Origin of the sequence: Roseovarius dicentrarchi, assembly GCF_003316635.1 — a bacterium.
In the GTDB taxonomy this organism is placed as follows: domain Bacteria; phylum Pseudomonadota; class Alphaproteobacteria; order Rhodobacterales; family Rhodobacteraceae; genus Roseovarius; species Roseovarius dicentrarchi.
Window position 1 is genome coordinate 1 of record NZ_QNQP01000056.1, and the last position, 3085, is coordinate 3085.

Below are 3085 nucleotides of genomic sequence, written 5' to 3' on the forward strand. Positions count from 1 at the left end.
CGAAACTATCCGAACCGAAACATGATCGCAGGCAGATGATCAGCCGTGCCCGAGCTGTCCGGGAATTACTGAAACGGCTGTCCGGGAATTAGCGTAATCGCTGTCCGGTATTTTTGAAATCCGCAGCGGCGAGGATTTCCCCGCTCAACACTACTTCCCGGTAAGTTCTTGCCATCTGCCTCGAATCGCACCCCTTCGCTGGGGTCTCGTTAGTCGAGGGTTATGGAAAAACTATGACCATTCAATAGCTTCGCCTGGTCGGCCAGGCCAAAGCATGTCCGGGTGCTTCTCGTGGACCCAGTTATACGGTAGCCCGCTCGTTTCTTTCGCCATGGCTAACGCCTCGTCAGCCGAACCGGCTAGGGCATAGCCCCACCGGCTAGAATGCCGATCATTGTCCCGGCAGGCTTCCAGCTTCCACACGCGCATCCGGCAACCTTCCACTGGAAATGTTAACAGAGGGTAAATACGAGGTTGAAACGCCTTGGTGTTCTGGACTTCGCAATGCCTGGTTCTAGCCAGTGCGGCCAGTTCTGCATGCAAACATGCTTACATGCTTTGCGCTTTATATGCTTTCCACATTTTCAGGAAAAGTTGCTTCTTCGCGCCGTGCGTGAAGCCAAACTCGCGCCCGGCCTGCTCGCTAAACTCTGCGAAGACGCTTTCGGGCACACGCACCTGAAGAGGTCGCTGGGGCGTTTTCTCATCCGAACGGGGGTTAGACTCGATCACGTCCTCGGCTGCTTCGACAGAAGGCGGAGCCCCCTTCACGCTCTTGAGCTTCGAGAGGTTCGTTGCCATCACGCCACCTTCCTTTCTTGCAGCTCCGCGATACGGTCGATCACGCTCTGCGCCAGCTTCGAGGCTCGTTCGTTCAACGTGCGGAAGGATGTCTCCGTGATCGCCCTGCCTTGATCCGAGGCTGATCCGTAGGCCGTGGAGACGCTAACCTCGCCATCCAAGACCATGTACCCCGCTTGCGCGATATACTCCCGCGCCGCCGCGTTCTCTCGCTCGCTTCCAGTAGTCTTGAACATCGCGAACGCAATTGTTTCCGGGGAGATGCCCTTCTTGCGAAGGTTGTGCGCAAGGACAACACCGGGGTGAAGGTCATCAACTGTCTGCCCGGTCGGGATCACGACGAGATCGGATGCCTTGGCGATTTCTACCGTCTGGTCGGAGGCGTTTGGCTTGCCGTCGAGGATTAGGGCATCGAACCGACCGGCTTCTTCAAGAGCACTTTTTACGCTCGCGAAGCTCTGCACTTGGATCTCGGGCTCGATATCGTGCTCGGCGCGTCGCCCTGCCCAATTGGTGCAAGTCTGCTGTTGCGTGTCGAGATCGGCGATCTTCGTTGCGAGGTCACCTGCCACGAACTCTCGCGCCATCATGCGCGCAAGCGTAGACTTTCCGACGCCTCCCTTTTGGGAGACCATTCCCACGATATACGTCATTGATACTGCTCCTCGTTTACCTGTCTTGTTTTGCGCCATGCTAGCATGGGAACATGCAGCACACCAAGCATCAATGCTGCGTTAGCGCTTTGCATGCAACGCGCTAAGCATTCTTCGGCTGGGTGGAACCTTGGCGGCGGCACTTCTGTGGGACTCATTTTAATTCAAGCAAGGCTAAGCGCTATAGTCGACCGTTTCGCTCGGCCCACTTCCGACAGAAACCTATGAATGCACCGTCCGGGTGGCGTGGAGCTTCCATGCCTTGCTCCAGCAAGCCAACGACCCACTCGCGCCACTCCTGCTCGATAACGTAAACATCCCAACCGGGCGCGGCCTCCCTAGCCGCATCGAACGTGTCAGGCTCTAGGCGTACCGTGTAGCCTCGGCCGGGAAGGGCAGGGGTGAAGTTCCGGTTTCGGAAACACACCATGTCCTCCTTCATGCTCACCGAGTAGTCCGGGAGGTGGTCGTATTCGCAGAGTTCTCGAACCGCGAGCCTGAAGTTCCGAAGAGCATCACTCGAACCGCACTTCTTCTTGAGCTTTCTAAGCCCGATTTGCCACGTTTCCTTCTGCCCACAGTGCTTGCGAGCGATCTCGTAGATGCGCCGTTCGGTCGGCTTACGAAGCCGAAAGTAGTCGGGGTGCAAGGTAAGAACTTCGTTGGCTTCGATGGCTTTAAACAGCCACTCTGATAGTTTCAGGCCCCACTCGGTCACACGGCCGTCATGGCGCTTCCGCTTGATCTTTGCGCCCTCGATGAGTCCGAACGCCTCCCAGGTCTCTTCACCGCCGGTTTTGATCGTGGTTCGCAGCCGCGTTCCGTCCAGCCGATCAAGAGAATCCTTCAGGAGATCGTAGTCGTGACCCCCAATGTGCCGATTACTGAATTCTAGGAAGTCCCGCGCTTGGAACGCGATTTCCCGGGAGTAGGGACGGCCCTCGTTCCTTGCTGCCATGACCTGGCTGATGGCGAAGATCAGTATGTCCTTGTCGTAGATGTTAGCGATGCCCTTGGCGCTAGGCGTAACTTCCAAGAGGATGTCGCCGTGCTCATAGATCTTTACCTCGTGGATCGGCTTCTTCGACAAAGTAAAGATCGGGTGCTCCATCGACGCCATGTCGCTCTTGATAACAGCATCAGCCACGTCACAGACGAACAGGTTCGCCTGAGGGTGCCGGTCGGGAAGAAGGGGGGCTTTCGAACGGTCAGACATGGCCACACCAGAATCTGGAAGCTATCGGGACATCAACTGCGGTAACATCTAGCATCGGGATTTTACCTGCACTTGCCGCTATCGGGATATTAGCTGCGGTAACATCTAGTATCGGGACTTTACCTGCACCTCAAGTCCTATCGGGATATTAGCTGCACTTTTTCGGAGAATAGCTGCATTCTATCGGGACTTTACCTGCACCACATTTCCGTAAGCCACTGTTTAAAAAACGGAAATCAGCTGTAGAACCGTGCGTAACACAGATTCTAACACATATTTAACACCAGAAGTGTTGATTGTCATTGAGAACTGACCCGGCATTTTCATCGAGATCTGACCCACCCAGTCGTTATGATCTGCTGATTATGATGGCGTCAATGCTGTTGCCTCCTTTCGCTTTTTCTTCGCTGTTTCG

The 3085-nt window shown here is 55.4% G+C and carries 3 protein-coding genes; all 3 read right to left on the reverse strand.

Annotated features, from left to right (window positions below; genetic code table 11):
- Positions 1-549: 549 nt before the first annotated feature.
- A complete protein-coding gene (locus DQ230_RS16690) occupies positions 550-801 on the reverse strand; it encodes a hypothetical protein (protein WP_113913684.1) in 252 nt (83 codons plus the stop codon).
- Positions 801-1454 (reverse strand): ParA family protein, encoded by a 654-nt coding sequence (locus tag DQ230_RS16695; RefSeq protein ID WP_113913685.1) that lies wholly within the window; start codon positions 1452-1454, stop codon positions 801-803. The genes DQ230_RS16690 and DQ230_RS16695 overlap by 1 nt, the downstream gene beginning before the upstream one ends.
- A 181-nt stretch (positions 1455-1635) precedes the next feature.
- Entirely contained in the window at positions 1636-2670 is a 1035-nt protein-coding gene (locus tag DQ230_RS16700; RefSeq protein ID WP_113913686.1) for a replication initiator protein A, read from the reverse strand.
- Positions 2671-3085: the final 415 nt, after the last annotated feature.